The following is a 13,341-nucleotide window of genomic DNA, read 5'->3' on the forward strand; positions in this document are numbered from 1 at the left end:
GTGTGTGGAGATGCCGGACATCCGGAGTTCGGGCCCAGTTGTCAGTGGCTGGTGCTTAGATGACGCAACGACGCCCAAGGGCCCCGGCAGGCAGTACGCGCCATTCCTGGGCGTCATGTCGATGAACGTGTGAACGAAGGGGTTTTCACGTGAGTGGGGGGTTCGATCTGCGGGACGAGCCGTGGATCCCGGTGCGCTTGCTGACGGGTGAATCGGCTCGCTTCGGGTTCCGTCGGCTGTTTGCGCGGGCGCACGAGATCGAGGATCTGGAGCTGCCGGTACCGCCGGCAGCGTCGGGTCTACTGCGGATCCTGGCAGCGATGACAGCCCGGATCGCGCAGAACGCGGGTATCCGGCTCGACGACGCAGACACGGCAGAGGAAATCGAAGAGTGGGACGCGCTGCGCGACCGGGTGCTGGCGCGGGGGCGGTTCGACTCGGTTGCCGTGAACGCGTACTTCGACAAGGAGATACCGGAGGGACGCTTCGATCTGTTCGACGACAGCCGACCGTTCCTGCAGGACCCGCGGCTGGTCCGGGAGTGCATCGACACGAAGGGTGCGCCGAATCCGTCGGGGGTTAACAAGCTGGTCCTCGGGCGTCCTACGGGCGTCAACGGTGCCGTGCTGTTCGGGCACTTCACGGACACGAATCCGGTGCCGGTTCCGGCCGCCGAGGCGGTCTGGCACCTGATCGCCCAGTTGTACTACGGGCCGTCCGGGCAGTGCACGCCTCGCAGGATCACCGAACACCGGGCAGGGAGCGGCGACGCGGCTCCGCTGCGCAAGTCGGTCTCGTACTTCCCGTGGGCGCCGACTCTGTTCGCCAGCCTGGTTCTGGCCGTGCCCAGCCCGCGGATCGCTGTCGAGACGGAGGGGAGGGACGCCTGCCCGTGGGAGGGGGAACTGCCGGATCCACTGCAGCCGCTTGCCTCCATGACTTGGCCGGGACGCATGCTGACCGGGCGGTTCCGGCACGCGGTTCTGCTGGTGCCTTCCGCGGATCGCCGCTCGGTGGTCGACGCTTACATCACCTGGTCCACGCACGAGCCGCCGCGGGAGGTACGCGACCCGTTCCTGATCCTCGACCGGCGCAAGGACGGGGGATTCCACGCCCGGGAGGCGGACGGTGCACGGGCCCTGTGGCGGGATGTCGACGCCCTGCTGCTGGCCGACAGCCTGCAGGACGCGCTCAGGCCGCCCGCCCTGGAGGGGCTGCCGAAGCGGCTGCTGGCGACCCTGCGAGTGCGGGCGTACGGCTTCGAGCAGGACGGCCAGCAGAAGGACAGCGTCTGGTTCCAAGCCACAACACCACCCGTGCTGCGCTGGCAGGAGGAGGCGGAGCCGGCGATGGCCCACCACCTAGCCCGCTGTCACCGGGTCGGTGAGGATGCCGGCCGCCGACTCGAGTTTGCTGCCAAGGTCGCGTGGAAGATCGCCACCGACGTGAACACGGATGTCTCCCCCAGGGCGAAGGTGAAGATCGATCACCGCAAGCCGGGCCCGTGGGCCAGCGCTGCGCTAACCCGCTACTGGCCCGCCGCCGAGAAGCAGTTCTGGCGGCTGGCTGCGACTGACCGCCTCAACTCCCCGATCGAACAGCCATTCGTCGATGCGGCGCTGGCCGCGCTCGACGAGGCGATCGGGCAGGCGAACCGCGCCGATATCCGCGTGGCACGCGCCAGCAGCCGAGCCCGGGCGATCATCCGCGGTCTGCTCCTTCCGCCCCGCTGAGTTCTCTGCGCCACTGACTCCTCGTCGTAGGGCTCGGCACATCACCGGTCCGCCGTTCGGCAATGTCCTTCCCCATCCCTTCGACTCCCCCTGGGGGATGCTTCATGACCATTTTCGCGTCGGTGGCTGCGCAGCCACCGACCAAACCCCTACGTCCGTCCGACACATTCGTCGCCCACGTCCTCTCTCTGTGCGAGAGCAAGAAGGCCCAGGCCGACCTGCGGACAGGCCTCGCTCTACCGGTCGAGCGCTGCAACTACCTGCACCGCTACCTCGTCCCGCGTTTGTCCGAGCGCCTCCATCCCGACGCCAAGCGGGCCCACTACGCGGTCGCTGCTCTGATCGCCGCCCGGCCGCGCTCCGCCCGCGAGGCCACGGCGCATGAGGCCAAGGGAGCCCGGGCGCTCGCCGACTGGCACCTGCGTCCGAACCTGGGCGCTGCGCTGGCCGAGGGCGCGCGGAAGGGCGTGCTCAAGCCCGACTCCGCCGAGGGCGACCTGCATCTCATGGCCCGACAGAGCAGTGAGGCGATCCACCCGAGGCTGCCGGCGCTAACCCGGCATCTGCTGACTGGCGGCGTCGCCATCGACTGGGCGGTCATGTTGGAGGACCTGTCCTGGTGGAACCGCAAGCGCGACATCATCGCCACCCGCTGGCTGGAGAGCTACTTCCGCGTCAGCGACGCACACGGCGACTCCGGCATCGAAGACCAGACTCCGAAGAGCAGCGAGGAGAACAACTAAAATGTCCCTCTACCTGGACCTGAGCGCCCTGCAGTCGGTACCCGCCGCAAACCTGAACCGAGACGACCTGGGCTCGCCCAAGCAGGTGCGGTACGGCAACGCACCGAGGATCCGTGTCTCCAGCCAGTCCTGGAAGCGAGTCATCCGGCACGGTGTCGAGCAGGACCTCGGCGAGAAGGCCGCTCGCACTCGCATGGTGCCGGTGAAGGTAAAGCAGGCTCTGATGCAGGCCGGTTGGCCCGAGGAGCTTGCCGCGTTCGCAGGAGCGCAGGTCGCCGCCAGCGCCGGCAAGAAGGGCATCGGCACCGAAAAGCAGGGGCACACCTCAGTGCTGCTCTTCCTGCCCGAAGCCGCCATCGCCGAACTGGTCGCCATCTGCGCCGAGCACCGCGAGGCGCTGGAGAAGGCCCAGGGCAAGAGGAACGCCGGGCAACTGCTGTCCCCCGACAGGATCGAGGAGATCCTCAAGCGGCGCACCGCATCCATCAGCCTGCTCGGACGGATGCTGGCCGAGCTCCCGGACGCCAACGTGGACGGTGCCGCGCAGGTTGCGCACGCCTTCACCACGCATGCCGCCGAGCCGCAGCGTGACTACTTCACCGCCGTCGACGACTGGCTCGGACAGGCCGAGACCGGCAGCGGGCACCTAGACACTGCCGAGTTCAGCGCCGGCGTCTTCTACCGCTTCGCCACGGTCAACATCACCGACCTGATGAAGAACCTGGAGGGAGACACCAAGGCAGCCCGCACGGTGCTGGGTTCGTTTGCCGAGCACTTCCTGCTCTCGCTACCGCAGGCCAAGCGCACAAGCACCGCCCCGCACACCCTGCCCGACCTCGCCTACCTCGCCGTCCGACAGCACCGCCCGCTCTCATTGGCCGCCGCGTTCGAAGCTCCGGTGACCGCGGACGGGCTCGGCGGCTTCGCCAAGCCGTCTCGGTCCACGCTCGCCTCGTACGCGCACAACATCAACCGGCTGACCGGCGACGACCGCCATCGGCCCTTCCACGGCCACGCCACCATCGCCCCGGAAGAACAACTCGCCGGGCTCGGCGGTGCCCACGACTCGTACGGCGACCTGATCGAAGCCGCCTTGGAGGCCGCGCTCCCCGAGTCCGGTGAACAGCGGTGAGCGGACTGTTGCTGCGCTTGGCCGGCCCGCTGCAGTCATGGGGCGAACGCTCGGCGTTCACCGCCGTGCGGGACACGGCGCCGTTCCCCACCCGCTCGGCCCTGATTGGGCTGTTCGCCGCGGCCGAGGGCATCGGCCGTGGCGGCGGGCTCGCCCGGTACGAAAGCCTCGAATTCATTGTCCGCGTCGACCGGCCAGGTATTCGGTTGATCGACTACCACACCGTCGGAGGCGGCCTGCCCAAGGCACGCACCGCTGCCACCAGCGGCGGCAGCAACAAGGGCGCAGCCGTGATCACCCGCCGTCACTACCTGGCCGACGCAGTATTCGCCGTCGCCGTCGCCGGACCCGACAAGGACCTCACCCGCCTCGCCGGCGCCCTGCGCCATCCGCACTGGGCGCCCTACCTTGGCCGCCGCTCCTGCGTCCCGGACGAGCCGTTCCTGCTACGCGACCATGTCCAGGACCCGGACGAGGAACTGCGCGCCCACGTGCCCGTGAGCCAGACGCCTCCGCACGACGGCAGCGATCTCGTAGTCGACTTCCTTTACGAGCGGATGCCGACCGACGTGGCCGCGGCGGCCGTCGACGTTCTCACCGCCAACGACGCCCCGGTCAGCTTCGCCCAGCACTCGCGCAGCCACACCACCCGCCGGCTGTACCGGACAGCGAGGGTTGTCCCAAACAGGCTGGCCACGCCACACCACACCTTGATGCAGCAACTGATCGAGTACGCACACGACGAGAACACCGAGGAAGGCGCATGACCGACGACGCGGTGATCGCCCGCATCCGACTCAACCCGCACAGCAGGCCTGTCCAACGTGACTTGCGAGACGCGACTCAGATGCACCGCACCGTGATGCGTATGGTCCCCGACTCCCTCGGCGACTCGCCCCGTCACAAGGCCGGGCTTCTCTACCGGCTGGACGAGACCACCGACTCCAGCACTCTGCTCGTCCAGGCCTCACAACTCGACCCCACCCTGCTGCCGAGCGGATACGGCCTCGCCGACGTCAAGAGCCTGGCTCCGATGTTCAACGCGCTCCGCGAGGGGCTCGCCGTCCGCTACCGCATCGTCCTCAACCCCTCCAAGCGCGAACGCCTGTCACTGGCGGAGAAGGGCAAGCGCGGCCGCGTAGTGCCTCTCTCGGGGCCGGACGCCGACGCATGGTGGCTGCGCCGCGCTGCTGAGGCCGGCCTGCAACTCCACGTCCTCACTCCGACCAACCTGGACGCCGTCCGCCCCCGTGGCAAGGACGCCCCACCCATGCGACACAGCCTGCTGCGCTACGACGGAACCGCGACCGTCACCGATCCGGCGGCGCTCACCGACGCAGTCCTGACAGGCATCGGCCGCGGCAAGCCGTACGGAGCCGGCTTGCTCAGCCTCGCCCCGGCGACCACCGCATGAGCGCACCCAAACGGGGCGGCGATGCACGCAAGCGACTCGCCGCCCCCACCCTCGCCATGCTCCCCCGCGTCGCGGATTCCCTGTCCTTCCTGTACTTGGACATGGTCCGCGTCATCCAGGACGACACGGGCGTCTGCGCCCAAATCCATGTCGGCAATGGCCGAACCGACCTCGTCTACCTCCCTACCGCCGCGCTGTCCTGCCTGCTCCTGGGCCCCGGAGTCTCCATCACCACACCCGTCCTCAACACCCTCGCCCGCCACGGCACCACCGTCGTCTCCACCGGCTCGGGCGGCGTGCGCGCGTATGCCGGAATCCTCCCCGACTCCCTCACCACACACTGGCTCGAACAACAGGTCAGCACCTGGAGCGATCCCGTCCGCCGCCTCGATGTCGCAACCCGCATGTACGCCATGCGCTTCGGCAACGCTGAGATCCCTGACGGTGTCACCCTCGACCAACTGCGCGGCATGGAAGGCCAGCGTATGAAGGCCCTCTACAAGATCCTCGCCCAGCAGCACGGCATCGGACGGTTCCGCCGCAACTACCACCCCGACCAGTGGCAGGACCAGGATCCCGTCAACCTCGCTCTCTCCTCCGCGAACACCTGCCTGTACGGCATAGTCCACGCCGCCCTGCTCGCCCTCGGCCTCTCCCCCGCCCTCGGCTTCGTCCACGCCGGCACCCAGCACGCCCTCGTCTACGACGTCGCCGACCTCTACAAAGCCGAAACCACCCTGCCCGTCGCCTTCGCCCTCCACCAATCCACCAACCCCGAAAAGGAAGCCCGCCGACGCTTCCGCGAGGAACTCCGACTCCTGCGCCTCCTGCCCCGCATCGTCCGCGACGTCCAGGCCCTCCTCACCCCGAGCCACGCCTCCGGCACCGAGGACCGCTCCGAGCGGCGCGACATCGACATGGTCCACCTTTGGGATCCCAAAACCGGTTCCCTACCGGCTGGGGTCAACTACGCGACAGGCACCAACTGATGCCGTCCATGTTCGTCATCGCCACCACCGCTGTCCCCGACCACCTCCGCGGCGCCCTCTCCCGCTGGGCCAGCGAAGTCGTCCCCGGAATATTTGTCGGCACCGTCTCCGCCCGCGTACGCGACGAACTCTGGACCACTGTGACCGAAACCGTCGGCGACGGCGCCGCCATCCTCGTCCACCCCGCTGCCACAGAACAGGGCTACACCATCCACACAGCCGGCACCCGGCGCCGCGTCCCCATCGACTTCGACGGCCTCACCCTCGTCCGCATGACAGCCCCCACAGCAAAGCAATGGCAAAGCCCAACCTAAGCTGCAGGTCAGGAAGTGTCCTCCCCGCCGACGCGGGGGTGTTCCGCACTTCGGTGGACGTCGCCCATTCGGCTGGGAGTCCTCCCCGCCGACGCGGGGGTGTTCCGCACCCGCAGTTGATCCCGGCGGTGCTGGGGCTGTCCTCCCCGCCGACGCGGGGGTGTTCCGGCGGGCGGGGAGAGGATGACCGTCGCCGCGGTGTCCTCCCCGCCGACGCGGGGGTGTTCCGACAGAGGGCACCGCCAGTTTCGCCGACGGCGCGTCCTCCCCGCCGACGCGGGGGTGTTCCGAGCAGGGCTGGACCCTCGACCGCATGGCCGCAGTCCTCCCCGCCGACGCGGGGGTGTTCCGCCGAGGAGGGACACGGAGAACGGCGCGCCGTCGTCCTCCCCGCCGACGCGGGGGTGTTCCGTGCGCATGGGCTGGCACAGGAGCCCATCCTGGGTCCTCCCCGCCGACGCGGGGGTGTTCCGCCGACCGGCTCCGCACCGACCTCCCCAGGATCGTCCTCCCCGCCGACGCGGGGGTGTTCCGCAGCAGGCGGAGTACCACCTGCGGGCCCTGGCGTCCTCCCCGCCGACGCGGGGGTGTTCCGCCGCGGCCCCTCCACATCGGCGGCCGGGTATTGTCCTCCCCGCCGACGCGGGGGTGTTCCGAACGCGTGGGTGGACCCGGTGACCAACTGCCGGTCCTCCCCGCCGACGCGGGGGTGTTCCGTCAGCCACCTCCTTCTCATTGCCCGCGAGCTGGTCCTCCCCGCCGACGCGGGGGTGTTCCGCCGGAGATGCCGCGGCCGAGCTGGATGTAGCCGTCCTCCCCGCCGACGCGGGGGTGTTCCGCAAGGAGGCCCGCGCCATGACCGCGACCAAGAGTCCTCCCCGCCGACGCGGGGGTGTTCCGAATCCCTGAGGAATCGAGGTGTGGCCCCTTTGGTCCTCCCCGCCGACGCGGGGGTGTTCCGCCGGCCACACCGCACAGGATGCCGACCAGTGGGTCCTCCCCGCCGACGCGGGGGTGTTCCGCTCTTGGTCGCGACGGGCATGGTGTCCCGGGCGTCCTCCCCGCCGACGCGGGGGTGTTCCGCACGTCATCGACCCGATGCTGAGCCTGTTCCCGTCCTCCCCGCCGACGCGGGGGTGTTCCGGTGTCGACGTAGCGCTGGGTCGCGGAGTCGCCGTCCTCCCCGCCGACGCGGGGGTGTTCCGGTCGATAGCCTGCCCGAGCCGGTCGCCCAGGTGTCCTCCCCACCGACGCGGGGGTGTTCCGCATCCGGTCCAGGGCGTCCCGGCCGGGCGGGTGTCCTCCCCGCCGACGCGGGGGTGTTCCGGCCATAGTCCACGCGGCACGGCCAGCACAGCGTCCTCCTCGCAAGCGCGGGCCCCGATAGACCCGGACACGCCAGCGGCCTAAGTCCTCCCCCACACCGACACGGAACCTCACGCCCGCCTCCTCGCACCAGAAACGAATCCAGTCGGCCACCGATGAAAACGGCGTGGGAGGCTTGGGCGTGACGACGAGCGCAGGGAGGTGGGATAACGGGTGTCGCAGGAAGCCAGCCCTCGGGGGACGTTTCTTAAGATCGCTAATGCGGTGAAGACATCGATCGACGCCGACCCTGAAATGACAGAGCTACCGTCTGCCGCAGAGATCATGCGCGACTACGGCGTCTCTCGCGGTGTCGCGCTGCGAGTCTTTGGAGTCCTGGAGAAGGAAGGCCGGGCCGAGCCGGTACCCGGTGGCCGGTGGCGCGTCGTTCGGCACGGGCAGGAACGCGATCGTCGGCCTCTGACGGAGCAGATCGCCGAAGTGATCCGAACCGATGAGCTGCAGGTGGGGGCAAAATTCCCCAGCACGGGTGCTCTGGCCAAACGCTTTGGGACCTCACGGCCGACGGTGGCCAAGGCGCTCGACAAGCTCGAAGCCGCTGGCCTGCTGTCGGCGAGCCAGCAAGGAAAGCAGCGAACCGTACTGGCCCTGCCGGGCCGAGAGGAGCGTTCGTAGCGTGAGCAGCGCGGGACTGACCGACTCGGCCTATCCGCTCGCGGAGTCGTTGCTCGCCGAGCCGCTGCCGCGGCGGTGGGCGCACTCGCTCGGGGTCGCCGAGCGTGCTCGGATCATCGCGCCGATCCTGGGCGACGACGCCGAGCTGCTGGAGGCCGCGGCGGTGCTCCATGACATCGGCTACTCCCCCGACCTTGCCAAGACCGGATTTCATCCGCTCGACGGGGCCCGGTACCTGCGGGACGTCGCCAACGCTGATATTCGCGTGACCCGTCTCGTGGCCCACCACTCCTGTGCCTGGATGGAGGCTGAGGCCCGGGGCCTGCGCGAGGAGCTGGAATCCGAGTTCCCGCGGGAGCGTGCGGAACTCTCCGACGCACTCTGCTTCTGCGACATGAACACGACGCCGGATGGAACCCCGACGAATCCCGTCGACCGCGTGAACGAGATCGCGGGGCGCTACGGGCCTGACAGCCTCATCGGCAGGTTCATCCGGCGCGCTGAGCCGGAGATCCTGGCCTGCAACGCCCGTGTGCTCGAACGCGTCGACGCGGTGAAGCGTCAGCCGATGTAGGGAGCCGTACGCGTCCGGTCCATGGCGTGCTCGATACGGAGCCGCATCGTGGGGTGGATGTCGAGTCCTGCCAGATCCGCCGGGGCCACCCAGCGGACCTGCGTCGTCTCGTTGCTCGTACGCACGTCCCCGCCGATGGGTCGGGCGCGGAAGCAGATGCTGAACTGCTGGCGCGCCTCGCCGTCGTCGTACAGCATCACGTGACCCGGGTCGGTGTAGATCCCGGACATGTCGACGACTTCGGCCTTGATTCCGGTCTCTTCCCAGACCTCGCGCACGACCGTGTCGCTGATGGATTCTCCGACGTCGTGGCCGCCGCCGGGGAGTGCCCAGCGGCCGTTGTCTGACCGTTGGATAACCAGCACCTCGCCGGCGTCGTTCTGCACGAACGCCACGACGGACGGAACCACCGAGTTGGCCGGCGGGGCGTCGGGGTCGTGAAGGTAGTCGATGCGTCCCATGCTCAGGCTCCCGTGAGGTCGTGTTCCGTCACCTGGCGCGCGCCTCCCCAGGTCTGCTCGATGCTATTCGCGTACGTGTCGAAGAGGCCGCCGCCTGGTAGACGCCGTAGGTGCAGGACGGGCGCCATATACGCGCCGATGCCGTAGACGTGGGTGTTCACGAGCATCTCGTCATCGGCACGGAACAGCGAGTTGTAGAGCGTCGCGTCGTGGAGACGGAAGCCGATGTCCGGGTGGCTCTGGAACAGCGGGCGGTAGTTCATCAGCGCGTTGCGGATCTTGCCGTCCATGATCTGGTGGCCCTCGTCTATGCCACGCTGCTTCACCGCCGCGCAGTCGGGGTCCCCGAGCAGGATGCGCACCTGAGCGTTCCCCTGCGTCTTGGTCTTAAGCAGGTCGTGAAAGAGCGGGTCCTCCGAGAGCCACAGTCCGGAGTAGACGAGCACGTCGATATGCGACGTCGCCCGGCCGTAGATCTCCCGCCACAGGCCGGTGGGCACCATGTGCCGATGCGGATAGACCGTCACGATCTCCGCTTTGCTCAAGTCGGTCGCGCTATCCACCATGCGGGAGTCCTCCCACAGGGTCGTCACCTCGACTTTGAGCACTGATGCGGTCGCGTACTGATGTCTCCTGTACGGGACTTTCCCCTGCGTGATCCATCGCTCAACCGTCTTCGGGTTGACCTCGATCGCTTCGGCCAGATCCTGCACGGTCATGCCCTGGGCCAAGAGGGCGGACCGTAAGCGCTCGTTGGACACCTCAACCCCCGGCGGTGGGACATCTAGGGACGTCCTGACGGTAGCGAGATGACCCCCAGGTGTCCATGCGCGGGGTGAACAACGCCCCGCACCTGCACCGATTCTGATGGTGCGCCAAGAAGTTTCGGCGCGAGGAGCGGAGAGTCCGCCGTCAAGCTTGACGAGACTCAATGCAGTACCTGTAATAGAGGTACTGCATTGAGCTTGGAGCTCGACAGCGGTTCCCAGCACACCTGAGGGGCCTTCTTTGGGCTGCTCATCAGCAGAGGGCGGGGACGCTGCAATCCCGCTAAAGGCCAGGTAGGACGCAATGGGCTTCGGCCCGACTGGCGAGGTGGCCCGGCGACCGCGAGCAACGGCCGGAGAGTGGGGACGAAGTCCCCCTTGCAGTGCGCCACCCGAATGACCTGCGAGAAGAGGAGTTCTGATGCGGCAGTTAAGTACCTGGGCGCTACTCGTGCTGGACCGGCACAAGTGGTGATGCCCTTCGTGTCTCCCTGATCCGCCGTGCAAGCGCACCGGGATAGCCGGTGACTCTCGGAGTCAGGTCACCTGCGCGGCGCATGCCGCGGCCGGTTGCCTCCCTCGCCCGTCCGGCGCTTCCGCCGTACGGGCGAGGCGTGGGGAGCTGGAATCCGCTGGCTCTACCAACCGCGCCGCCCGGAGCTGCAACTCCGAGCGGCGCCTACAGGCACCTATGTGGAGGTCCCTGTGATCACCAGTCTGACAGAGGCAGAGCGGGCCGAGCTGGCCCGCAGGGCCGCTGAGGCGAACAAGCGCAGCGCGGACAACGCCCGGATGCAGGGGCGCCGGTGAGCGGCGAGCACCAGCGGGACGAGCGGCCGCCGCTCCCGGTGCGGCCCCCGCGCCCGCATCCGCACGCAGCGGCCGGCGGCCACTGAGCTGATCCGTACCCCCTGATTCCCGACAACGGTGTGCGCCCCCGGAGCGGCTACTCCGGGGGCGCTTCGGGCCGTACCCCGTGGAGAGGAACCACGACCCATGAAGCACATGGAAGCACGTCAGGTGGCCGTTACCGCCATCGCTGACGACCGTGAGCCGACCGGCGCGGAGCTGGATGCGATCGAGCGGGAGATGCCGTTGATCGCGGCGGAGGTCGAGCTGTTGGATGCGCTGATCGTGACGCTGGAGCGGGCGGCCACGGTGCTGGACGAGCGGCGTATCCGCCGGGCCCGTAACCGGGTGCTGGCGGCGCGGCGAGACCTGGCCAACCGCACTGCCGGCGTGCCTGGCGGACCGGTGGTGGCATGATGCCGACCGCTCAGATGTCCAGTCGCGGCGGGCCGTGGCGCCTGTACGTCGCACTGATGGGCGCTACCGAGTGGCCGGACTTCCGTTGGGAGCGGCCGACCCCGGTGCCCACGATCACCGAGCGCCGGGCCGCCCTCGCGACGCTTGGCTTTGAGCAGGTCCCCGGCTCCCAGTGGTCCTGGATCGAGGACACCGTCACCCATGGTGACGACGCCTCGCCCGTGCTGCTGATCGCTACCGTCGACGTGCGGGAGTTGACGGGCGGTGCGTCATGAACCGCTTCGGTAAGGGGCTGCTCGTGCTCGCTCTGGTCGCCGTCGTCGCGATGGCGTTCCGGGTGTCGTGGAACGCGCTGCGGGACGTGGCGAAGGCGACCGGCGCGGACGGTACGGCGGCCACCTTGTACCCGTTCGTCGTCGATGGCCTCATGGCTCTCGCGCTGGTCGCCACCCTGGTGCTGACCGGCGACGCGCGCCGGTTCGCACTGCGGGTGCTGGCCACCTACACGCTCGCCTCACTGGTCCTGAACTACGTCCACGGCCTGGTGCCGGAGTTGCACGGTCGATCGGTCGACTGGAGTCGACTGGCCGACTGGGATCCGGCGAATTGGGCCCTGGTCCTGCTCGCCACATCGCTGCCGGTCGGCTCGATCTACTTCGGCTCCGACCTGGTCGCCAAGGTCCTGCACCACCGACCGGACCCCACCCCGCCACCCGACGAAACACTAGAAATCACTGTGAATCGGTCGACAGCTGACCTGGGCGAACACGCTGAGCTGCCCGCCGCACGGGTTGAGGAGGTGCCTGCCCGACCGGTCGAGCCGGTTCCGGCGGCGGTCGAGGGGGAGGAGAGCGAGCGGGTGCCGGTCGGTGCGGTCGCGGCCGAGCAGCCGCGGGTACGGCGGGCGACCGGTCGAGTGCCGGTGGTCGCCCGGTCGAGTCGACCGGTCCGCACGGCCGAGGAACTGCTGATCGAGGCCCGCGAAGCGACCGCCGGTTGGGCGATCGAGAAGCTGACGGCCGAGGGCATCCGCAAGGCCGTACGCACCTCACCAGCCAAGGCACGGGTGCTGCGCGAGACGCTGCGCGCCGAGCGCACCACGCCCGCCGAGCCGCTGCCGGCGGCTGAGCGCGCCTGATGCGGCTGACGCGTGCCGACTGCTTCGACCCCATGGGCGAGCGGTTCGGCATCCCCACCTACCCGTGGCGGTGCGCGCCGGACGGCTACGCCACCCGCCGGCAGCTCCGGGCCGCCGGGCTCCGCCCAGGCGGACAGCCCGTCGCCGCGCAATGTCTGCGGCCGCGCCGGCGGCGTGGGCCGCTGGTCGCCTACCTGTATCGCGTCGACCGTGCGATGCCCGTGCGCCCGATGAGCCCGGGCCGGCGGGCGGCTCTGGCCAAAGCCAACGCCGCGCGGCGTCTGTGTCCCGGCTGCGGGCGCGACGCCGGAGACGTCCTCCCCGCCGCGCTGGGCACCTGTGTGCCCTGCGCTTATCCCGAAGGGACCAGCGATGGACTCGCTGCCTGAACTCGCCCGTGTGGTGCAGCTCCCGGACGGCACCCACGTCTACGTCGACCCCACCCAGCTGCCCGCCGCCCACTCGGGTCCGCAGGTGGTTCACCAGCATGTGCACCAGGCGCCGCCGGACCGGACGGTGCAGCGCATCGCGCTCGGCTCCGGGGTCGGTGCCGGCGCGGTCGCGGCGGGCGTCTACTTCGGCCCGTTGCTGGTCAGCGTGCTGACCGCCCTGGCCGCGAACCTCGCCCTCCTCGCTCTGCTCGCGGCCGTGTGCGCGTGGGGTGTCGTCACCGTCGTGAAGTCGGTCGCCGGCACCGAGGGCAAGGCGGCCGCGAAGAGCATGCGCAGGGTCCGCCACCGGCGCTGACGGCCGCCTGCGGTTCCCGCCCGGTGCGGGAGCCGTGGGGAGCCGGACAGTCCGGCCCCGGA

Annotated in this window: 16 protein-coding genes and 1 CRISPR repeat array; of the genes, 14 read left to right on the forward strand and 2 right to left on the reverse strand. The window is 69.4% G+C overall.

Features of this window, described 5'->3' with window-relative positions; genetic code table 11:
* Window positions 1-149: 149 nt before the first annotated feature.
* The 9 genes from casA (at window position 150) to DDW44_RS05840 (ending at window position 8,900) form a co-directional block, all read left to right on the forward strand.
* The gene (gene casA / locus DDW44_RS05800; protein ID WP_108905745.1) at window positions 150-1,733 is read left to right on the forward strand and encodes a type I-E CRISPR-associated protein Cse1/CasA; all 1,584 of its coding nucleotides are present in this window, start codon (window positions 150-152) and stop codon (window positions 1,731-1,733) included.
* Window positions 1,734-1,837: 104 nt separating this feature from the next.
* Complete coding sequence (gene casB, locus DDW44_RS05805; protein WP_244223968.1) at window positions 1,838-2,476, forward strand: type I-E CRISPR-associated protein Cse2/CasB; 639 nt, start codon at window positions 1,838-1,840, stop codon at window positions 2,474-2,476.
* A 1-nt stretch (window position 2,477) separates the two neighbouring features.
* Window positions 2,478-3,608: a type I-E CRISPR-associated protein Cas7/Cse4/CasC gene (gene cas7e / locus DDW44_RS05810; protein WP_108905746.1), complete on the forward strand. Its 1,131-nt coding sequence runs from the start codon at window positions 2,478-2,480 to the stop codon at window positions 3,606-3,608.
* Window positions 3,605-4,375, forward strand: a complete 771-nt coding sequence (gene cas5e / locus DDW44_RS05815; RefSeq protein WP_108905747.1) for a type I-E CRISPR-associated protein Cas5/CasD — start codon at window positions 3,605-3,607, stop codon at window positions 4,373-4,375. Before cas7e ends, cas5e begins: the two co-directional genes overlap by 4 nt.
* Window positions 4,372-5,022 (forward strand): type I-E CRISPR-associated protein Cas6/Cse3/CasE, encoded by a 651-nt coding sequence (gene cas6e, locus DDW44_RS05820; protein WP_108905748.1) that lies wholly within the window; start codon window positions 4,372-4,374, stop codon window positions 5,020-5,022. The genes cas5e and cas6e overlap by 4 nt, the downstream gene beginning before the upstream one ends.
* 56 nt (window positions 5,023-5,078) lie before the next feature.
* On the forward strand, window positions 5,079-6,011 hold the full coding sequence (gene cas1e, locus DDW44_RS05825; RefSeq protein ID WP_108908742.1) for a type I-E CRISPR-associated endonuclease Cas1e: 933 nt from the start codon (window positions 5,079-5,081) through the stop codon (window positions 6,009-6,011).
* Window positions 6,011-6,325, forward strand: a complete 315-nt coding sequence (cas2e, locus tag DDW44_RS05830) for a type I-E CRISPR-associated endoribonuclease Cas2e (RefSeq protein WP_108905749.1) — start codon at window positions 6,011-6,013, stop codon at window positions 6,323-6,325. The genes cas1e and cas2e overlap by 1 nt, the downstream gene beginning before the upstream one ends.
* 17 nt (window positions 6,326-6,342) lie before the next feature.
* Window positions 6,343-7,652: direct repeats of the CRISPR family, unit length 29 nt; unit sequence GTCCTCCCCGCCGACGCGGGGGTGTTCCG.
* 212 nt (window positions 7,653-7,864) lie between these two features.
* The gene (locus DDW44_RS05835; protein ID WP_108905750.1) at window positions 7,865-8,326 is read left to right on the forward strand and encodes a GntR family transcriptional regulator; all 462 of its coding nucleotides are present in this window, start codon (window positions 7,865-7,867) and stop codon (window positions 8,324-8,326) included.
* Between the two features lies 1 nt (window position 8,327).
* Window positions 8,328-8,900 (forward strand): HD domain-containing protein, encoded by a 573-nt coding sequence (locus DDW44_RS05840; protein WP_108905751.1) that lies wholly within the window; start codon window positions 8,328-8,330, stop codon window positions 8,898-8,900.
* On the opposite strand, the gene DDW44_RS05845 is transcribed toward DDW44_RS05840, so the two are convergent.
* Window positions 8,888-9,361 (reverse strand): NUDIX domain-containing protein, encoded by a 474-nt coding sequence (locus DDW44_RS05845; protein WP_093655991.1) that lies wholly within the window; start codon window positions 9,359-9,361, stop codon window positions 8,888-8,890. The two genes, DDW44_RS05840 and DDW44_RS05845, sit on opposite strands and share 13 nt — an antisense overlap.
* A 2-nt stretch (window positions 9,362-9,363) precedes the next feature.
* Window positions 9,364-10,080, reverse strand: coding sequence for a MerR family transcriptional regulator (locus tag DDW44_RS05850; protein WP_108908743.1), 717 nt, complete (start codon window positions 10,078-10,080; stop codon window positions 9,364-9,366).
* Window positions 10,081-11,124: 1,044 nt separating this feature from the next.
* Between DDW44_RS05850 and DDW44_RS05855 the strand changes: the two genes are divergently transcribed.
* The 5 genes from DDW44_RS05855 to DDW44_RS05875 are packed head-to-tail and all read left to right on the forward strand — an operon-like array spanning window position 11,125 to window position 13,279.
* Complete coding sequence (locus DDW44_RS05855; protein ID WP_108905752.1) at window positions 11,125-11,394, forward strand: DUF6284 family protein; 270 nt, start codon at window positions 11,125-11,127, stop codon at window positions 11,392-11,394.
* Window positions 11,394-11,669, forward strand: coding sequence for a DUF6303 family protein (locus DDW44_RS05860; protein WP_341867086.1), 276 nt, complete (start codon window positions 11,394-11,396; stop codon window positions 11,667-11,669). Before DDW44_RS05855 ends, DDW44_RS05860 begins: the two co-directional genes overlap by 1 nt.
* Window positions 11,666-12,532, forward strand: coding sequence for a DUF2637 domain-containing protein (locus DDW44_RS05865; protein ID WP_108905754.1), 867 nt, complete (start codon window positions 11,666-11,668; stop codon window positions 12,530-12,532). Before DDW44_RS05860 ends, DDW44_RS05865 begins: the two co-directional genes overlap by 4 nt.
* A 32-nt stretch (window positions 12,533-12,564) precedes the next feature.
* Window positions 12,565-12,921, forward strand: coding sequence for an RRQRL motif-containing zinc-binding protein (locus DDW44_RS32605; RefSeq protein ID WP_244224185.1), 357 nt, complete (start codon window positions 12,565-12,567; stop codon window positions 12,919-12,921).
* Window positions 12,905-13,279 carry a DUF6251 family protein gene (locus tag DDW44_RS05875; protein WP_108905756.1) on the forward strand — a complete coding sequence of 125 codons (375 nt, stop codon included), beginning with the start codon at window positions 12,905-12,907 and terminating at the stop codon, window positions 13,277-13,279. The genes DDW44_RS32605 and DDW44_RS05875 overlap by 17 nt, the downstream gene beginning before the upstream one ends.
* Window positions 13,280-13,341 lie beyond the last annotated feature (62 nt).

This window comes from Streptomyces tirandamycinicus, from assembly GCF_003097515.1.
Classification (GTDB): Bacteria; Actinomycetota; Actinomycetes; order Streptomycetales; family Streptomycetaceae; genus Streptomyces; species Streptomyces tirandamycinicus.

Bases quoted from the DNA above. Each gene is read 5' to 3' on its own strand.
- casB (WP_244223968.1), top strand. From the start codon at position 1,838: ATGACCATTTTCGCGTCGGTGGCTGCGCAGCCACCGACCAAACCCCTA.
- cas7e (WP_108905746.1), top strand. From the start codon at position 2,478: ATGTCCCTCTACCTGGACCTGAGCGCCCTGCAGTCGGTACCCGCCGCA.
- cas6e (WP_108905748.1), top strand. From the start codon at position 4,372: ATGACCGACGACGCGGTGATCGCCCGCATCCGACTCAACCCGCACAGC.
- cas1e (WP_108908742.1), top strand. From the start codon at position 5,079: ATGCTCCCCCGCGTCGCGGATTCCCTGTCCTTCCTGTACTTGGACATG.
- cas2e (WP_108905749.1), top strand. From the start codon at position 6,011: ATGCCGTCCATGTTCGTCATCGCCACCACCGCTGTCCCCGACCACCTC.
- DDW44_RS05845 (WP_093655991.1), bottom strand. From the start codon at position 9,361: ATGGGACGCATCGACTACCTTCACGACCCCGACGCCCCGCCGGCCAAC.
- DDW44_RS05850 (WP_108908743.1), bottom strand. From the start codon at position 10,080: ATGACCGTGCAGGATCTGGCCGAAGCGATCGAGGTCAACCCGAAGACG.
- DDW44_RS05855 (WP_108905752.1), top strand. From the start codon at position 11,125: ATGAAGCACATGGAAGCACGTCAGGTGGCCGTTACCGCCATCGCTGAC.
- DDW44_RS05860 (WP_341867086.1), top strand. From the start codon at position 11,394: ATGCCGACCGCTCAGATGTCCAGTCGCGGCGGGCCGTGGCGCCTGTAC.
- DDW44_RS05865 (WP_108905754.1), top strand. From the start codon at position 11,666: ATGAACCGCTTCGGTAAGGGGCTGCTCGTGCTCGCTCTGGTCGCCGTC.
- DDW44_RS32605 (WP_244224185.1), top strand. From the start codon at position 12,565: ATGGGCGAGCGGTTCGGCATCCCCACCTACCCGTGGCGGTGCGCGCCG.
- DDW44_RS05875 (WP_108905756.1), top strand. From the start codon at position 12,905: ATGGACTCGCTGCCTGAACTCGCCCGTGTGGTGCAGCTCCCGGACGGC.